The sequence below is a fragment of the Azospirillum brasilense genome (assembly GCF_005222205.1).
GTDB lineage: Bacteria > Pseudomonadota > Alphaproteobacteria > Azospirillales > Azospirillaceae > Azospirillum > Azospirillum brasilense_G.
The window spans coordinates 1,726,987-1,743,889 of record NZ_CP032345.1 but is presented as its reverse complement, the minus strand read 5'-3'; the positions used below and the strand labels follow the sequence as shown (position 1 = coordinate 1,743,889).

Annotated in this window: 15 protein-coding genes; 4 read left to right on the top strand and 11 right to left on the bottom strand. The window is 69.1% G+C overall.

Annotated elements, in window-relative coordinates; translation table 11 throughout:
• The first annotated feature begins 166 nt into the window (after positions 1 to 166).
• The 4 genes from D3869_RS08455 (at position 167) to D3869_RS08440 (ending at position 2,581) form a co-directional block, all read left to right on the top strand.
• Positions 167 to 976: a hypothetical protein gene (locus D3869_RS08455; protein ID WP_137139685.1), complete on the top strand. Its 810-nt coding sequence runs from the start codon at positions 167 to 169 to the stop codon at positions 974 to 976.
• Positions 977 to 1,051: 75 nt separating this feature from the next.
• Positions 1,052 to 1,840: a HesA/MoeB/ThiF family protein gene (locus D3869_RS08450; protein WP_137139684.1), complete on the top strand. Its 789-nt coding sequence runs from the start codon at positions 1,052 to 1,054 to the stop codon at positions 1,838 to 1,840.
• 25 nt (positions 1,841 to 1,865) lie between these two features.
• Positions 1,866 to 2,303, top strand: a complete 438-nt coding sequence (locus D3869_RS08445; RefSeq protein WP_137139683.1) for a DsrE family protein — start codon at positions 1,866 to 1,868, stop codon at positions 2,301 to 2,303.
• Between the two features lie 26 nt (positions 2,304 to 2,329).
• Entirely contained in the window at positions 2,330 to 2,581 is a 252-nt protein-coding gene (locus D3869_RS08440) for a hypothetical protein (protein ID WP_247895595.1), read from the top strand.
• Between the two features lie 315 nt (positions 2,582 to 2,896).
• Here D3869_RS08440 and phoB read toward each other — a convergent pair whose 3' ends face one another.
• The 11 genes from phoB to D3869_RS08385 all read right to left on the bottom strand — a co-directional run bounded on the left by phoB (position 2,897) and on the right by D3869_RS08385 (position 16,896).
• On the bottom strand, positions 2,897 to 3,601 hold the full coding sequence (gene phoB, locus D3869_RS08435; RefSeq protein WP_014238776.1) for a phosphate regulon transcriptional regulator PhoB: 705 nt from the start codon (positions 3,599 to 3,601) through the stop codon (positions 2,897 to 2,899).
• A gap of 31 nt (positions 3,602 to 3,632) precedes the next feature.
• A complete protein-coding gene (phoU, locus tag D3869_RS08430) occupies positions 3,633 to 4,448 on the bottom strand; it encodes a phosphate signaling complex protein PhoU (protein ID WP_137139681.1) in 816 nt (271 codons plus the stop codon).
• A gap of 58 nt (positions 4,449 to 4,506) precedes the next feature.
• Complete coding sequence (gene pstB, locus D3869_RS08425; RefSeq protein ID WP_174444024.1) at positions 4,507 to 5,292, bottom strand: phosphate ABC transporter ATP-binding protein PstB; 786 nt, start codon at positions 5,290 to 5,292, stop codon at positions 4,507 to 4,509.
• A 37-nt stretch (positions 5,293 to 5,329) separates the two neighbouring features.
• On the bottom strand, positions 5,330 to 6,628 hold the full coding sequence (gene pstA / locus D3869_RS08420) for a phosphate ABC transporter permease PstA (RefSeq protein ID WP_211114933.1): 1,299 nt from the start codon (positions 6,626 to 6,628) through the stop codon (positions 5,330 to 5,332).
• Entirely contained in the window at positions 6,621 to 8,003 is a 1,383-nt protein-coding gene (pstC, locus tag D3869_RS08415) for a phosphate ABC transporter permease subunit PstC (protein WP_137139679.1), read from the bottom strand. Before pstC ends, pstA begins: the two co-directional genes overlap by 8 nt.
• A gap of 92 nt (positions 8,004 to 8,095) precedes the next feature.
• Positions 8,096 to 9,139, bottom strand: a complete 1,044-nt coding sequence (locus D3869_RS08410) for a PstS family phosphate ABC transporter substrate-binding protein (protein ID WP_137139678.1) — start codon at positions 9,137 to 9,139, stop codon at positions 8,096 to 8,098.
• A gap of 191 nt (positions 9,140 to 9,330) precedes the next feature.
• Entirely contained in the window at positions 9,331 to 10,836 is a 1,506-nt protein-coding gene (locus tag D3869_RS08405) for an ATP-binding protein (protein ID WP_137139677.1), read from the bottom strand.
• Positions 10,837 to 10,989: 153 nt separating this feature from the next.
• Positions 10,990 to 13,260, bottom strand: coding sequence for an NADP-dependent malic enzyme (locus tag D3869_RS08400; RefSeq protein ID WP_137139676.1), 2,271 nt, complete (start codon positions 13,258 to 13,260; stop codon positions 10,990 to 10,992).
• 218 nt (positions 13,261 to 13,478) lie between these two features.
• Positions 13,479 to 14,141: a Crp/Fnr family transcriptional regulator gene (locus D3869_RS08395; RefSeq protein ID WP_247895594.1), complete on the bottom strand. Its 663-nt coding sequence runs from the start codon at positions 14,139 to 14,141 to the stop codon at positions 13,479 to 13,481.
• A 195-nt stretch (positions 14,142 to 14,336) separates the two neighbouring features.
• A complete protein-coding gene (gene ccoS / locus D3869_RS33655) occupies positions 14,337 to 14,474 on the bottom strand; it encodes a cbb3-type cytochrome oxidase assembly protein CcoS (protein WP_247873944.1) in 138 nt (45 codons plus the stop codon).
• Positions 14,428 to 16,896 carry a heavy metal translocating P-type ATPase gene (locus D3869_RS08385; protein WP_137139674.1) on the bottom strand — a complete coding sequence of 823 codons (2,469 nt, stop codon included), beginning with the start codon at positions 16,894 to 16,896 and terminating at the stop codon, positions 14,428 to 14,430. The genes ccoS and D3869_RS08385 overlap by 47 nt, the downstream gene beginning before the upstream one ends.
• Between the last annotated feature and the right edge of the window lie 7 nt (positions 16,897 to 16,903).

Genomic DNA, 16,903 nt, shown 5'->3' with positions numbered 1-16,903 from the left:
CGTCAGGCGGCGCTTTGACAAAAAGATTGGATTTTAGTAATCTAACCTGTCGGCGCCGGAGCTTTCGGCCGGCGCGGCTCCGCCCTTTGAGGCGACGGCGCGGCTTTGCGGCGCGGCCGCCCGACGGTGCGGAGCGGACGGCACAGGACCAGCGGGGGAGACCACCATGGGCGTCGCGATTCCGAATGCCTCGACGATGAACTGGTTCCAGTTCCGCGGCATCACCAACGAATTGGACTCCAACCTCGCATCCACCGATTACCGCCAGTTCACGGTGTCGAAGACCGGCGAATTCAATTTCAAAATCTCCGACATCAACACCAACATCAAGATCGTCGACCAGAACAACAAGGTCGTCGCCGAGGCGAAGGCGAAGAACGAGGCGGCGGAGACCAGCGCGAAGCTCGGCCCCGGCACCTACACCGCGGTCATCTCCCAGGCCGTCCGCGGGGTGAACGAGCGCGAGTACACGCTGGACATCACCGAACGCCAGAACATCATGATGGTGGGGAGCGGCGCCCAGATGAAGGGCATCGCCCGCGCCGTCGTCGGCAACGACAGCGGCGTCCAGAAGCACACGTTGACCGTCGCCCAGGGCGGCGAGTTCGTCGGCAACATGTCCCTGCCCTACACGCGCTGGGCCCTCATGAGCAAGGAGGGCAAGGTCGTGGCCTCCGGCGACACGATGGACCCGACGAAGTCGGGCGAGGACATGCTGAAGAAGCCCAGCTTCAAGGTCGAACCCGGCCAGTATGAGCTGGTGATCGTCCCGCCGAAGAACGTGGTCGGCGAAATCCCGTACCAGCTGAATTTCGTCCAGAAGGTCGCCAAGACGCCCGAATCGACCGAGGAACGCCCGTTCGACAAGATCATGCGGGAGCGCGAGGCCCGGCTGAAGCAGTGGGCGGCGGAGGATGCGAACAAGTCGTCCAGCACGTCGAAGACCACGCCCTACAAGATGAGCCTGCTCGCCTGACGCCGCCGCCCACGGCGAGGGCCTGAAGCGAGGGGACTTGCGCGGCATGGGGCGTTCCGCGCTATTCTGCGGATCATGGATTTCACCGACACCCAGCTTCACCGCTATTCCCGCCACATCATCCTGCCGGAGGTCGGCGGCGTCGGGCAGGAGGCGCTGTTGCGCGCCCGCGTCCTGGTCGTCGGGGCCGGCGGGCTGGGCGCGCCGCTGCTGCTCTACCTCGCCGCGGCCGGCGTGGGCACCATCGGCGTCATCGACGACGACACGGTGGACCTGTCCAACCTGCAGCGGCAGGTCATCCACGACGAATCGAGCCTGGGCCTGGCGAAGGTGGAAAGCGCCGCCGCCCGCATCCGCGCGCTGAACCCCGACGTGGCGGTGGAGGTGCACAAGGCGCGGCTGACCCGGGACAACGCGCTGGACCTGATCGGGCGCTACGACATCGTGGCCGACGGCTCGGACAATTTCGCCACGCGCTTCCTCCTCAACGACGCCTGCTACTTCGCGAAGAAGACGCTGGTGTCGGCGGCGATCCTGCGCTTCGACGGGCAGGTCTCCACCTTCAAGGCGCATCTTGGCGACCCGCACCCCTGCTACCGCTGCCTGTTCCCCGAACCGCCGCCGCGCGGGCTGGTGCCGTCCTGCTCCGAAGGCGGCGTGCTGGGGGCGCTGGCCGGCTTCGTCGGCTCGCTCCAGGCGACCGAGGTGCTGAAGGAAATCATGGGCATCGGCGAGAGCCTGTCGGGCAGCCTGATGATGCTGGACACGCTGCACGCCTCGTTCCAGCGCATCACGGTGCGCCGCGACCCGGACTGCCCGCTGTGCGGCGCCCACCCGACCATCCACGACCTGTCCGCCCACTGAGCGGCGATTGGGAGAGCCCCGACCCATGGAAGGTCCCGAGTCCCTGTCCATCGTCCTGTTCGCGGGCGGCTTCGACCGGGTGCACTACGCCCTGGTGATGGCCAGCGCGGCGGCGGCGACCAACCGCAAGGTCACGCTGTTCTTCACCGGCCGCGCGCTGAACACGCTGCTCGCCGCAGACACGGACGGCACGCCGGGCTGGCACCGGCTGGACCCCGCCGACGACGGCAGCCGCCCAGCGGAGCGTGACGCCGCCTTCACCGCCAACGGGCTGGCCGGCTTCGAGGAGTTGCTGGAGGCCTGCGTGATGCTCAAGGTCACGGTGATGGCCTGCGAGATGGGGTTGCGCGCGCTCGGCCTGCCTGTTGGCGCCCCTCTGCGCGCCGACGTGCCGGTGAAGACCGGCGGCGTCGTCACCTTCCTGAACGACGCGCCGAAGACCGGCGCGATCCTCTTCGTGTGAGCGCGATGACCGACGACCACAGCCCAATGGACCACAGTCTGGTGATCGAACACGCGAACCGCTTCGAGGCGATCGCCGCGGAGGGCTTCGAGGGCCGGCCCTACCGCGACGCGCTGGCCCATCTGGCGCAGCATGTGACGGCGCATCCCGATCTCGCCCCGCGGGTGGCGCACGCCCTGCGCATGATGATCGGCTTCATCGAGGACAGCGACCCGGCGAAGCGCTTCGGCCCGAAGGTGGCGATCCTGCGGGAGGCGGTGGGGCTGCTGGAGGGGTAAGGGTATTGGACTCTTGGTGGGCAACAGGATTTACACGGATTTCGCGGATTTAAAGCGGATTGCAATCCGCTTTGGACCGCGACGGCGGTCCCGGCCGCACATGCGGCCGAAGCCCGCCGGCAAGTGAGGCGATGTGAGTCTAAAGCGAACGGAAGTTCGCTTTAGGCACGGATGACACGGATTTTTTTTGGGCTTGCTACGCGCATCTTGATCGATCCGGCTCGCGCTGCGCACGCATGAAGAAGAATCCGCGAAATCCGTGTTCAAATCCGTGCAATCCGTGAAGACCCTGTTGTTCCCCAAGTATCCCACACCTCAGATGGACTTGCTGTCCAGCGCGTAGCCGGCCGAGCGGACGGTGCGGATCAGATCCATCTCCGTCTCCTCGTTCATCGCCTTGCGCAGGCGGCGGATGTGAACGTCGACGGTGCGCGGCTCGACATAGACGTCGTGGCCCCACACCACGTCGAGAAGCTGCTCGCGCGAGAAGACACGGCCGGGATGCTGCATGAAGTGGCGCAGCAGGCGGAACTCGGTCGGCCCCAGATGCACGTCGCGCCCGTTCCGGCGCACCCGGTGGGCGGCCAGATCCATGGTCACGTCGGCGAACTGCAGCGTCTCGTCGGTCATGCCGGGGGCCGAGCGGCGCAGCACGGCGCGCATGCGGGCGACCAGCTCGGTCGGGGAGAAGGGCTTGGTGATGTAGTCGTCGGCGCCGGAATTCAGGCCGCGCACGCGGTCCGCCTCCTCGCCGCGGGCGGTCAGCATGATGATCGGGATGTCGCGCATCTTGCTGTTGCGGCGCATCTGGCGGCAGACCTCCAGCCCCGACATCAGCGGCAGCATCCAGTCGAGCAGGACGATGTTCGGCGTCTGCTCACCGGCCAGCAGAAGCGCTTCCTCGCCGTCGGTGGCGGCGTTCACGCGGAAGCCTTCCTTCTCCAGATTGTACTTCAGCAGCGTCACGATGTCGGCTTCGTCCTCGACGATGAGGACGAGCGGCTTCAGCGCCGAATTCATGCTTGTCCCGCTCCCACTGCGCGTCTCGCCGTCACGCGGCATGTCCCGCTCCATCGTTATCCGGGCCGCCGTCCCGCGGCAATCCCCGTTCCACTCGCCCCCGTTCCACCGACTCCGTGGCCGCATCCATGACCGAACCGCCCGGTTCGACCACGGCGAAGCTGCTGCCGTCGTTCTTCGGACGCGCCGCGCGCAGCGTCGTCCCGACCACCAGATAATGGATGGTCTCGGCGATGTTGGTGGCGTGGTCGCCGATCCGCTCCAGGTTCTTCGCCATGAACAGCAGGTGCGTGCAGGGCGTGATGTTGCGCGGGTCCTCCATCATGTAGGTCAGGACCTCGCGGAACAGGCTGGTGTAGAGGTCGTCCAGCTCCTCGTCGCGCTCCCAGGCGGCGATGGCGCGCTGGACGTCGCGCTCGATGTAGGCGTCCAGCACGTCCTTCATGATCGACTCGACCAGCCGCCCCATGCGCGGGATGGCCACCGCCGGGCGCACCACCGGCACCTGGGCCAGCGCCAGCGAGCGCTTGGCGATGTTGGAGGCGTAGTCGCCGATCCGCTCCAGGTCCGACGCGATCTTCAGCGCCGACACGATCTCGCGCAGGTCCTGGGCCAGCGGCTGGCGCAGGGCGAGCAGGCGCACGGCCTCGGCGTCGATGTCGCGCTCGTAGGCGTCGATGCGCTGGTCGGCCTGCATGACCTGGGCGGCCAGCGCGACGTCGCGGCGGGCCACCGCCTTCACGGCGGCGTCCACCTGCGCTTCGGCGACGCCGCCCATCTGGGTGATCAGGTTGGACAGGCGTTCAAGTTCGTGCGCGAAGGAACGCACGATGTGTTCGTTGCTCATGCTTCACGTCCTTCGCTGAGGAGGAGTCGCGGCGGTGCCGGGGATCAGAGGCCGGCGATCAGCCGTAGCGGCCGGTGATGTAGCCCTGGGTGCGCTCGTCCCGCGGGTTGGTGAAGATTTCCTCGGTGTCGTCGCACTCCACCATGTCGCCCAGGTGGAAGAAGGCGGTCTTCTGGGAGACGCGGGCCGCCTGCTGCATGTTGTGGGTGACGATGACGATCGTGTAGTTCTCGCGCAGCTCGTCGATCAGCTCCTCGATGTGGGCCGTCGCGATGGGGTCAAGCGCCGAGCAGGGCTCGTCCATCAGGATCACCTCGGGGCTGACGGCGATGGCGCGGGCGATGCACAGGCGCTGCTGCTGGCCGCCGGACAGGCCGGTGCCCGGCTCGCGCAGGCGGTCCTTCACCTCGTTCCACAGGCCGGCGCGCTGCAGCGAGGTCTGGACGATCTCGTCCATCTCGTCGCGGTGGCTGGCGATGCCGTGGATGCGCGGGCCGTAGGCGATGTTGTCGTAGATCGACTTCGGGAAGGGGTTCGGCTTCTGAAAGACCATGCCGACGCGGGCGCGGAGCTGCACGGCGTCGATGTTCTTGCCGTAGACGTCCTCGCCGTCGAGCGCGATCAGCCCCTCGACGCGGCAGTTCTCGATGGTGTCGTTCATGCGGTTCAGGCAGCGCAGGAACGTCGACTTGCCGCAGCCGGACGGGCCGATCAGCGCCATCACGCGGTTTTCCTGGATCTCCAGGTTGATGCCCTTGAGCGCCTGCTTGGCCCCGTAGAACACCTTGACGTCGCGGGCGACCATCTTGGTGCCGTGGATGCCGGCGGCGGGACGCGAAGCCATGGCCGTGGCCGGGATGTGGGTCTGGACGCTCATGGGGTTACCAACGCCTCTCGAATTTCTTGCGCAGGAAGACGGCCAGGCCGTTCATCAGGATGAGGAAGGCGAGCAGGATCAGGATCGCCGCGGAGGTGCGCTCCGTGAAGGCCCGCTCGGGGCTGTCCGCCCACATGTAGATCTGCACCGGGATGGCCGTGGCGCTGTCGGTCAGGCCGCCCGGGATGTCCACAATGAAGGCCACCATGCCGATCATCAGCAGCGGCGCCGTCTCGCCCAGCGCGCGGGCCATGCCGATGATGGTGCCGGTCAGGATGCCCGGCAGGGCCAGCGGCAGGACATGGTGCGTCACCGTCTGCAGCGGCGAGGCGCCGACGCCCAGCGCCGCCTCGCGGATCGACGGCGGCACCGCCTTCAGCGCGACGCGCGAGGCGATGATGATGACCGGCAGGGTCATCAGCGCCATCACCAGACCGCCGACCAGCGGGGCGGAGCGCGGCAGCCCGAAGAAGCCGAGGAACACCGCCAGACCGAGCAGGCCGAAGATGATCGACGGCACCGCGGCGAGGTTGTTGATGTTCACCTCGATCAGGTCGGTCCAGCGGTTCTTCGGCGCGAACTCCTCCAGATAGACCGCGGCGGCGATGCCGATGGGCACCGACAGCAGCATGGTCACCACCAGCGTCAGGGCGGAGCCGACGACGGCCCCCAGGATGCCCGCCTGTTCCGGCTCGCGGCTGTCGCCGGCGGTGAACAGGGTGGTGTTGAAGCTGCTGCGGATGGAGCCGTTGGCGACCAGCGCGTCGATGGCGGCGATCTTGACGTCGTTCAGCCGGCGCTCGCTCTCCGGCACGTCGCGCCGGATGAAGCCCTTCATGAACTGGTCGATCTCGTCGTCGGCGCGGACCCAGACCGTCTGCGTGGTGCCGATGAGGGACGGGTTGGCGTTGACCATCGCCTCCAGCTCGTACGGCGCGCCGGAGGACAGCAGGTCGTTCAGCGAGCGGCGGGTGGCGCGGTCGGTGGCGGCCGGGACCTGGGCGTAGAGCGCCTGCCGGACGAGGGCGGTGTAGTTCCGCTCCTCGACCTGCTGCTTGTCCAGCGTCACCTCCAGACGGATCTGCGCCTGCCAGAAGGCCGTGTAGCCCTTGCTGACGATGGAGCCGAGCAGAACCACCAGCATCAGCGAGGCGATCCCCACGGCGACCATTCCGGCGATCCGGAACCGGCGCTCCGCGGCGTAGCGGCGGCGCAGGCGGGCGGAGAACTCCTCGCTCTGGTAGCGCGACTTGGTGACGGCGACCGACATGGCCCGCGTATCCTGTTCCACGAGGTCAGTCATATTTCTCTCGATACTTCTGGACCACCCGGAGGGCGACCATGTTGAGGGTGAGGGTCACGACGAACAGGACGAGGCCCAGCCCGAAGGCCGACAGCGTCTTGGGGCTGTCGAACTCCTGGTCGCCGACCAGCAGCGTGGCGATCTGCGTCGTCACCGTGGTCACGGCGTCCAGCGGGTTGGCGGTCAGGTTGGCGGTGAGGCCGGCGGCCATGGTGACGATCATCGTCTCGCCGATGGCGCGGCTGACCGCCAGCATGATGGCGGCGACGATGCCCGGCAGGGCGGCGGGCAGCACGACCAGCCGGATCGTCTCCGACTTGGTGGCGCCCAGCCCGTAGGAGCCGTCGCGCAAGCTCTGCGGCACCGCGTTGATGACGTCGTCCGACAGCGAGCTGACGAAGGGGATGATCATCACGCCCATCACGAAGCCGGCGGCCAGCGCCGATTCCGAGCTGACGCTCAGCCCCAGGCTGTTGCCCAGGTCGCGGACGAAGGGCGCCATGGTCAGGGCGGCGAAGAAGCCGTAGACCACGGTCGGGATGCCGGCCAGCACCTCCAGGATCGGCTTCAGCCAGGTGCGCAGACCGGGGCTGGCGTATTCCGACATGAAGATGGCCGCCATCAGCCCGACCGGAACCGCCACCGCCATGGCGATGCCGGTGATCAGCAGCGTGCCGGCGAACAGCGGGATCGCGCCGAAGGAGCCGCTGGAGCCCACCTGGTCGGCGCGCATGGCCATCTGCGGGCTCCAGTGCGTCCCGAACAGGAAGTCCAGCGGGTTGACCACCGCGAAGAAGCGGATCGCCTCGAACAGAAGCGACAGCACGATGCCGATGGTGGTCAGGATGGCGACCAGCGAGCAGATGACCAGCGCGATGTTGACCGTGCGCTCCACCCGGTTGCGGGCGCGCAGGTCGGGGTCGATCCGGCCGCGGGCGTAGAGCAGGCCGCCGATGGCGATGCAGCAGCCGATGACCAGAAGGCTCCAGTCGCCGAGCGCGTGCAGCCGCAGATAGCGCTCCGCCGCGGCGACGACCTCCGGGTCGGGCTCGCGGCCCGTGGCGACGCCGTGGGCGAGGTTCAGGATGTCGGCGCGCAGCAGGCCGAGCGACTGGGCGTCGCCGTTGACCAGCCGGTCCGGCAGGCCGGACAGGACCATCTGCATGACCAGCCAGCCTTCCGACGCCCCCCAGAAGGCGAAGAGCAGCAGGGCCGGAAGCCCCGCCCAGAGGGCGACGTAGAAGCCATGGTAGGACGGCACCGAATGAAGCTCGACGATGCGGCCGCCGACGGAGGCGACGGCACGCGACCGGCCCATCTGGTAACCGATCACTGTGAGCAGGGCCAGAATGATGAGCAGTACCGTGAGCTGCATGCGAAACCGCCGGAAATGGGCTGAAAACGGGCTCCTGGCACAAACGGGAAACCGGCGGCCCTCCGCGGAGAGCCGCCGGTCCCGTCAGCCGGTCAGAGCTGGAGCGGGGTCAGGTTGGTCGCCGAGGTGCGGGCGGCGTCGCGCTCCGCCTTCGGCAGGGAAATCAGACCCTTGTCGGACAGGTAGCCGTCCTCGCCCATCGCGCGCTCCGAGGTGAACTCGGCGACCAGCTCGCGGATGCCGGGGATGACGCCGGCGTGGGCGTTCTTGATGTAGATGTACAGCGGGCGCGACAGCTCGTACTTGCCGGCCTGGACCGCTTCCGGCGACAGCTCGACGCCATCCATCTTGGCGGTCTGGAGCTTGTCGCGGTTCTGGTCGTAGAAGCTGTAGCCGAACACGCCGAAGGCGTCGGGGTTGGCGGTCAGCTTCTGGACGATCAGGTTGTCGTTCTCGCCGGCCTCGACGTAGCCGCCGTCCTCGCGGATGGTCATGCAGGCCTTTTCACGGGCCTTCTCGTCGGCGACGATGGTCTTCACCTCGGCGACCTTCTTGCAGCCTTCGAGCATCACCAGCTCGTTGAAGCTGTCGCGGGTGCCGGACGTCGGGGGCGGGCCGAGGACCTCGATCTCCTTGTTCGGGAGCTTCGAGTCGATGTCCGACCACTTCTTGTAGGGGTTGGCGACCATCTTGCCGTCCACCGGCACTTCCTTGGCCAGGGCCTTCCACAGGATCTGGGTGGTCAGGTCGGTGTGCGGGGCCTGCTTGGAGTAGGCCAGCGCGATGCCGTCGTAGCCGATCTTCAGCTCGGTGATCTGGGCGACGCCGTTGGCGGCGCACTGCTCGACCTCGGACTTCTTGATGCGGCGCGAGGCGTTCGCCACGTCCGGATGCTGCGGGCCGACGCCCGCGCAGAACAGCTTCAGGCCGCCACCGGTGCCGGTCGACTCGACGACCGGGGTCTTGAACTTGCCGCCCTTGCCGAAGGCCTCGGCAACCGCCGTGGTGAACGGGAACACGGTCGAGGAGCCGACGGCGCGGATCTGGTCGCGCGACTGGGCGTTCGCAGCACCCGCGAAGGCGGCGGTCATGGCGACGACCGCGGCGGCGGTGACGGCGAGCTTCTTGGAATTCACGGTATCCCTCCGATGGTCCGGTTGCCCCTTTGCCGGGGAACGCGATGGTCCAACCCCGTGCCGCTTCCCCCAGGGGCGGGCGGCTTGCGGGGCGGACACTAGTCGGGGTCCGCGACGCGCTGATTACGGTTTTATGACAGTTTCATGACGACACCCACTTTCGGTCACGCCGGACGGGGTGGACGCAACCTCTAGGCTTGGCGCCGCGCGGGCTCCGCGGCGCGGCCCTCTCCCGACTCCTCCGACGCGGCGGGGAGATAGACCGTGAAGGTGCTGCCCACCCCGACGGCGCTCTCGATGGTCAGGCGCCCGCGATGGCGGTTCACGATGTGCTTGACGATGGCCAGCCCCAGCCCGGTGCCGCCCATGGCCCGCGACCGCGCGGCGTCGACGCGGTAGAAGCGTTCGGTCAGGCGCGGCAGATGGGTGCGGGCGATGCCCTCCCCCTGGTCGCGCACGGCGACGGCGACCATCGGCATCCCCCGCCCGCCGCGGCCCGCCGGACCGGACACCCCGACCGCCATGCCGTCGGCGAGCGACACGGCGACCGTCACGTCGGTGTTCTCGCGCGTGTATTTGATCGCGTTGCTGACGAGGTTCTGGAAGACCTGGGTGAGCTGGTCCTCGTCGCCGACCACCGCGGGCAGGTTTTCCGGCGCCTCCAGCGTCAGGCGGATGCGGCGGCTGGCCGCCTTCAGCTCCAGCGCCGCCATCACCCCGTCCAGCCGGTCCAGCACGTCGACCTTGCCGGCGGGGGGCATGTGCTCGTCCAGCTCGATCCGCGACAGCGACAGCAGGTCGTTGACGAGGCGGGCCATGCGGCTGGCCTGGTCCTGCATGATCGACAGGAAGCGCTCGTGCGCCTCCAGATCCTCGCGGGCGGGGCCGCGCAGCGTCTCGATGAAGCCGAGCAGGGAGGACAGCGGGGTGCGCAGCTCGTGGCTGGCGTTGGCGATGAAGTCGGCGCGCATCTGCTCCGACCGGCGCAGCGCGGTGATGTCGTGCAGCGTCAGGATGACCATCCGCCCCGGCACGGTTCCGGCGGGCACCCCGTCCTCGCCGGGGGCCGGGCGGGGGACGCGCCGCTGGAAGGGCTTGACCCGCACCTCGAACATGCGCTCCACCGGCACCGGCAGGCTGAATTCCAGGATGCGCGAGGCGCCGCCCTTCAGCACCGCGTCCACCGCCTCCAGAACCGCCGGGTTGCGCAGCGAGGCGGCGAGGTCGCGGTCGAGGATGCGGTCGCCGAACAGGGCGCGCGCCGCCTGGTTGGCCCGGGCCACCTGCCGCTCCGCCCCGACCAGCACCAGCGGGTCGTGCAGCGCCTCGATGATGGATTCGTTGGCTTCGAGCTGGGCCAGCGCCAGTTCGGTGCGGGCGTTCATCACCCGGTGCAGCCGCACCGCCGCCGCCGCCGCCGCCCGCACCGGGCGTGAGGCGGCGGCGGGCAGGGACGGCATCGGCTCCGTCGGGCCGGCGGCGAGCCGCTCGGCGTGGGCGGCCACCGTCCGCAGGTCGCGGACATAGAGCTGGATCATCAGCGCCACCCCGCCGACCCCGGCCAAGCCCCCCAGAACCGCCACCGCCGGTCCGATCGTCCCCTGCCGCCACAGCCCCCACAGGGCCGGCAGCAGCGGCACCAGCACCAGCGCGGCGGCGAGGATCAACCGGAGGGGCGGCATCGGCTTGGGGGTCATGGACGGCGCTTCTCGTGCGTCATGCAGACGGTTTTGGAGACGGAACTCCGCTTTTACACCATCCCGCAAGCCGATGAGCGGGCGTCACAAAAGATTAACGCGCGGGCCGGGGAAATGCCCAGCCCGCGCGCTCCTTGGAAACCGCGTCCCCGCTTACCAGGGCAGCGAGTCGTGGGCCGCCAGCGCCGCCGCGGTGACCAGATCGCTGACCGAGGCGCCCATGGTGACGATCTGCGCCGGCTTGTCCAAACCGATCAGCAGCGGGCCGATCATCTGGCCGCCGGCCATCTTGTTGAGCAGCTTCGCCGTGATGTTGGCCGAATGCAGGCCGGGCATGATCAGCACGTTGGCCGGGCCGGACAGCCGGCAGAAGGGGTAGACCCGCTTCATCAGCTGGTGGTCCAGCGCCACGTCCGCCGACATCTCCCCGTCATACTCGAAATCGACGCGGCGGCTGTCGAGGATGGAAATGGCCTCGCGCAGCGGGTCGGTGTGGGGGTGCGGGTGCTGGCCGAAGTTGGAGAAGGACAGCAGCGCCACCCGCGGCTCGTGCCCCATCTGGCGCGCCTTGGCCGCGGCGCCGATGGCGATGTCGGCCAAAGTCTGGCCGTTCGGCCGGACATGCACCGTGGTGTCGGCGATCAGCACCGTGCGGTTGCGCGTCAGGAAGACGTGCAGGCCGAAGACCGGCTCGTTCGCCTTGGCGTCAATGACCCGGCGGATCTCCTCGAAGGCGACGCCGAAGCTGCGGGTCAGGCCGGTGACCATGGCGTGGGCGTCGCCCTGCGCCACCATCAGCGCGGCGAAGACGTTGCGGTCCTGGTTCACCATGCGCTGGCAGTCGCGCAGCAGGGCGCCCTTGCGCTGCATCCGGCGGTACAGATAGTCGCTGTATCGGCGGTTGGCGTCGGAGACGCGGGCGTTGTGGATCTCCAGCGAGACGCCGGACTGGCCCATCGCCGCCAGCTGCTCCTTGATGACCGCCTCGCGGCCGATCAGCACCGGCGTGCCGAAGCCGGCGGCGCGGAAAGCAAGCGCCGCGCGGATCGTCCGCTCCTCCTCGCCCTCGGCGAAGACGACGCGGCGCGGGTTGGCCTTCACCTTCTCCAGGATGAGCTGGAGGCTGTCCGCCGTGGGGTTGAGCCGGGTGCGCAGCGCGTTTCGGTAGCCCGCCAGATCGACGATGGGCTTGCGCGCCACGCCGGTCTCCATGGCGGCCTGGGCCACCGCGGCGGGGACCGTCACGATCAGCCGCGGGTCGAAGGGCACCGGGATGATGTATTCCGGCCCGTAGCGCAGGCGGCGGCCCGCATAGGCGGCGTCCACCTCGTCCGGCACGTCCTCGCGCGCCAGGGCGGCCAGCGCCTTGGCGGCGGCGACCTTCATCGCCTCGTTGATGGTGGTCGCCCGCACGTCGAGCGCGCCGCGGAACAGGTAGGGGAAGCCCAGGACGTTGTTGACCTGGTTCGGGTAGTCGGAGCGGCCGGTCGCCACGATGGCGTCGGAGCGGACGGCCTTCACCTCCTCCGGCGTGATCTCCGGATCGGGGTTGGCCAGCGCGAAGATGATCGGCTTTGCCGCCATCGACTTGACCATCTCCGGCGTCATCGCGCCCTTGGCCGACAGGCCGACGAAGACGTCGGAGCCGGCGACCGCCTCCTGGAGCGTGCGCTTGTCCGTCTCCACCGCGAAGGACGACTTCCACTGGTTCATGCCGTCGGTGCGGCCGCGGTGGACCACGCCCTTGGTGTCGCACAGGATGATGTTCTCGCGCGGCACGCCCATGGTCGTGAACAGCTCGGCGCAGGCGATGCCCGCCGCCCCGGCGCCGTTGACCACCATCGTCACGTCCTTGAGGTTCCGCCCGGTGATGTCGCAGGCGTTGATCAGGCCGGCGGCGGCGATGATGGCGGTGCCGTGCTGGTCGTCGTGGAAGACGGGAATGTCCAGCAGCTCGCGCAGGCGCTCCTCGATGATGAAGCAGTCCGGCGCCTTGATGTCCTCCAGGTTGATGCCGCCGAAGCTCGGCCCGAGGAAGCGGACGCAGTTGACGAACTCGTCGACGTTCCGGGTGTCGACCTCCAGGTCGATGCCGTCCACGTCGGCGAAGCGCTTGAAGAGTACCGCCTTGCCTTCCATCACCGGCTTGGAGGCGAGCGCGCCGAGGTCGCCCAGCCCCAGTACCGCCGTGCCGTTGGAGATGACGGCGACGATGTTGCCCTTGGCCGTGTAGTCGTAGGCCGTGCTGGGGTCCTCGGCGATGCGCAGGCAGGGGACGGCCACGCCCGGCGAATAGGCCAGCGACAGGTCGCGCTGGGTCGTCAGCGGCTTGGTGGGCGCGATCTCCAGCTTGCCCGGACGCCCGGAGGAGTGCAGCAGAAGGGCTTCTTCGTCGGTGACGCGCTTCGTATCGGGTTCGGTCATCGGGGTTCGGTTCCTGAGCGTGGGCTGTTGCAGCCGTTCTTCTTTGGGCCGGCCGTCGTTGTTGTGACTGGTTCCGGCCGGTCGGGCGGCGGATGTTAGCCCGCGCGGGCGCGTCCCGCCAGAGCGGGATCGCACGAAAGATGCGAATTTTTCCTGGAATACGACATATCAGATCACGAACGATGACCGAAGACATCGTTTCGTGTCCGGAAGGAGGCTCAGCAGCCTTCGGCCATGTCGTAGATGGCGTCCATGTCGCTGATCAGGACCTTGTTGCCTTCCTGCAGCGAGATCACGCCGGCGGTCTTCAGCTGGGTGAAGGTGCGGCTCACCGTCTCGGTGGTCAGGCCCAGGTAATCGGCGATGTCGGCCCGGCTCATCGGCACGTAGACGGGGTTTTCCTTGTGGCCGCGCCGGGCGGCGCGCTGGGACAGCATGAGCAGGAAGGAGCAGATCTTCTCCTTCGCCGTCTTGCGGCCGAGCAGCAGCATCTGGTCCTGCGCCGCCGCCAGCTCGTTCGAGGCCATGGAGAAGAGACGGCGCTGCATCTTCGGGAACTCGTCCATCAGCGCGTCGATCTTCTTGCGCGGGAAGCGGCAGAGCGTCGCCGCCGTGACCGTCTCCGCCGTGTAGGCGTAGCTGTCGTTGACGGCCAGCCCCAGGAAGTCGCCGGTGACGAGGAAGCCGGTGATCTGGCGGCGCCCGTCCGGCAGCAGCTTGTAGAGCTTCACGGTGCCGGCGGTGACGTTGTAGAGCGCGTCTGCCGCGTCGCCTTCGCTGAACAGGGTCTGTCCGGCTTCGACGCGGGCGGTCTGCAGGATGTCGGCGAGACGGCGCAGTTCCTCGGGGTCCAGGGCGGCACAGACGGTCAGACTGCGCACGGGACAGGCCCCACAGGGATTCATCTCACTCGCCGCGCCCTTTTCGCGGGCGCGTCCCATGTCAAAGGGTGGCATGGCATGACCCAGCCCTTAGCCGTACAACGCCCCCATAATCGTCATATTCGGTCTGTTTCGCAACGGTGCTCGCAGGGGCCGTGGCCGAATTGCCATAGCCACGCCTTAAGAGCGGCCCCCTCAGCGCCCCTTCGGCGGGCTCGACGGCTCGGCGTTCGGGCGCGGCGGCTCGTCGTCGAACAGGATGCGGTGGGCCGCCCCGTCGAGATCGTCAAACTGCCCGGACTTGAGAGCCCACAGGAACGCCCCCAGGCCCATCAGCCCCAGGCTCAGCGCGATCGCGATCAGATAGAGAAGCTCGGTCATCGGTCAGGTCCTTGGTCACCGCGCCGCGGCTGAGCCGCAGGGCGTTGGCGATAACGATCAGGGAGGAGGAGGACATGGCCAGCGCCGCCAGCAGCGGCGTCAGCATGCCCGCCATGGCGATGGGCACCGCGAACAGGTTGTAGACCAGCGCGATGGCGAAATTCTGGCGCACCAGCCGCCCGGAGCGGCGGGACACCTCCAGCGCCTCCAGGATGGGGCGCAGGCGGCGGCCCTGGAACACCACGTCGGCGGCGGTCTGGCTGACGTCCACGGCGGTGGACGGCGACATCGACACGCTGGCCGCGGCCAGCGCCGGTGCGTCGTTCAGCCCGTCGCCGACCATCAGCACCTTGCGCCCCTCGGCGGCGAGCGCGTCGAGAACGGCGGTCTTGTCGGCTGGCGTCTGGCCGGCCCGCCAGTCCTCGATGCCCAGCTGCGCGGCCACGGCGGCCACGGCGCCGCGGCGGTCGCCGGACAGCAGACGGACGTCCAGGCCGCGCGCCTTCAGCCCGCGCACCACCGCCGCCGCGTCGGCGCGCGGCGCGTCGAGGAAGGTGATGCGCACCGGGGCGGCGCCGGGACGGGCCAGCCACAGCTCCGGCCCGGCGGCGTCCTCCGCCGTGTCCGGCGCGCCGGTGAAGGCGCGGCTGCCCAGCCGGATTTCTCCGTCAGGACCATCCAAGGCGAGGCCGGCGCCGGGAACCTCGCGCACACCGGTGGCAACGGGAACATTGGGCAGCGCGCTGGTCAGGGCGCGGGCCAGCGGGTGGCGGCTGGCCCCGGCGAGCGCGGCGGCGAGGCGCAGGTCGTCCTCGGCCACGCCGTCGAGCTGCGGGACGGGGCGCCCCTCGGTCAGCGTGCCGGTCTTGTCGAAGACCACCGTGTCGATGACGGCCAGCCGCTCCAGCGCCGTGGCGGTCTTCAGCAGGATGCCCTGCCGCATCAGCCGCCCGCTGGCGATCACCTGCACCACCGGCACGGCAAGCGCCAGGGCGCAGGGGCAGGTGATGATCAGGACGGCGACGGCGTTCATCAGCGAATCCTGCCAGGGCAGCCCGCCGAGCAGCAGCCAGCCCAGGAAGGTGCCCAGCGCCGCCACATGGACGACCGGGGCGTAATGGCGCGACACTCGGTCGGCGATGGCGACGTATTTGGCGCGGCCCTGCTCCGCCACCTCCATCAGCCGGACGATCTCGGCCAGCAGCGTGCCCTCCCCCACCGCGGTCACGGTCACGCGCAGCGGGGCGGTCAGGTTCAACATGCCGGCGAACACGCGGTCGCCGGGGCGCACGCTGCCCGGCACCGTCTCGCCGGTGATCAGGGCGGTGTCGAGGTCGGACACGCCGTCGGCCACCGTGCCGTCGACCGCGACCCGCTCGCCCACCGCCACCAGGATGGTGGAGCCGGGGCTGACCTGATCCGGCGGGACGATGGCGCTGCGCCCGTCCTCGCTCAGCACGGTCACCGAGGTGGCGTGCAGGCCGAGAAGCTGCTCCGCCGCCGAGCGCGCCCGGCCGCGCGCCCGCTGGTCGAGGTAGCGGCCGATCAGCAGGAAGAACAGCAGCATCATCGCGCCGTCGAAATAGGCGTGCTGGCCGCTGTTGATCGTCTCGAACAGGCTCATGCTGGTGGCGAGCAGGACGCCGATGGTGATCGGCACGTCCATGTTCGTCCGCCCGCGCCGCAGCGCCTGGAAGGCGGAGCGCGCGAAGGGGCGCAGGGCGTAGGCGATGGCCGGCATGCAGATCAGCGCCGACAGCCAGTGCATCAGGTCGCGGGTGGCGGAGCCCATGCCCGTCGCGTGACCGGCCCAGACCGACACCGACAGCAGCATCACGTTGCTGGCCCCGAAGCCGGCGACGGCCAGCGAGCGCAGAAGCTCCTTCTCCGTCTTCGCTTGGGCGTCGCCCAGCCGCTCCGGATCGAAGGGGACGGCGCGGTAGCCGATGCGGGCGATGGTGTCGACCACCGTGTTGGCGTCGGTCTCGGCCTCGCGCCACGTCACCGACAGGCGGCGCGTGGTCATGTTCAGCCGCGCGTGGGTCACCCCCGGCTGGCGGGCCAGCGCCGTCTCGATCAGCCAGACGCAGGCCGCGCATTGCAGCCCGTCCACCATCAGATGCAGCGACGCGGTGCCATCCTCGGCGTGCTTGGCGTGGGGGGCGTAGTCGAGGGGCGGCGCCTCGCCGTCCGGGCGCAGGGGCCGGGCGGCGGGATCGACGCAGCGCCGCTCGTAATAGCGTTCCAGCCCGAGCCCGCGGACGAGGTCGTAGGCCGCCGCGCAGCCGGTGCAGCAGAAGGGGCCGGCGCCGTCGGAGGCGGTGGTGCCGGTGCCCTCGGGATGCTCCTGCCCGCAGTGGAGGCAGACGGTCATGTCACGA